Source organism: Vibrio sp. Y176 (assembly GCF_033438945.1).
In genome coordinates this window covers 1-569 of sequence record NZ_JAWOQS010000917.1, presented here as the reverse complement: position 1 = coordinate 569, position 569 = coordinate 1, and the positions used below count along the sequence as shown (strand labels likewise).

The 569-nt window shown below is 59.9% G+C and carries 2 protein-coding genes; one reads left to right on the top strand and one right to left on the bottom strand.

Translation table 11 applies throughout. The features are described 5' to 3' along the window. On the bottom strand, positions 1 to 333 hold a 333-nt coding region (locus R7O13_RS29400), incomplete at its 3' end, for an MFS transporter (protein ID WP_318305529.1). 105 nt (positions 334 to 438) lie between these two features. Between R7O13_RS29400 and R7O13_RS29395 the strand changes: the two genes are divergently transcribed. Then, positions 439 to 569: TetR family transcriptional regulator (locus R7O13_RS29395; protein ID WP_229764966.1), on the top strand; the 131-nt coding region annotated here is incomplete at its 3' end.

Here is a 569-nt window from a genome sequence, read left to right as displayed (position 1 = left end):
CGCCCCGGTGATGCCGGCCACGATCCGCCCGATATAGAGAACCCAAAGGAAAGGCGCTGTCGCCATGATGGCGTAGTCGACAGCAGCGCCGGCCAGCGAGACGAGCAAGACCGGCCGCCGCCCGAAACGATCCGACAGCGCGCCCAGCACAGGTGCGCAGGCAAATTGCATCAACGCATACGGCGCCAGCAGAATGCCATAGTGGGCGGTGACGTCGTTCGAGTGAACCAGATCGCGCAGGAGGCCCGGCAGCACCGGCATAATCAGGCCGATGCCGACAGCGTCGAGCGCGACAGTGCTCAGAATTACGATCAGGGGTCTGTTGGGTTTCACGTCTGGCCTCCGGACCAGCCTCCGCTGGTCCGATTGAACGCGCGGATTCTTTATCACTGATAAGTTGGTGGACATATTATGTTTATCAGTGATAAAGTGTCAAGCATGACAAAGTTGCAGCCGAATACAGTGATCCGTGCCGCCCTGGACCTGTTGAACGAGGTCGGCGTAGACGGTCTGACGACACGCAAACTGGCGGAACGGTTGGGGGTTCAGCAGCCGGCGCTTTACTGGCA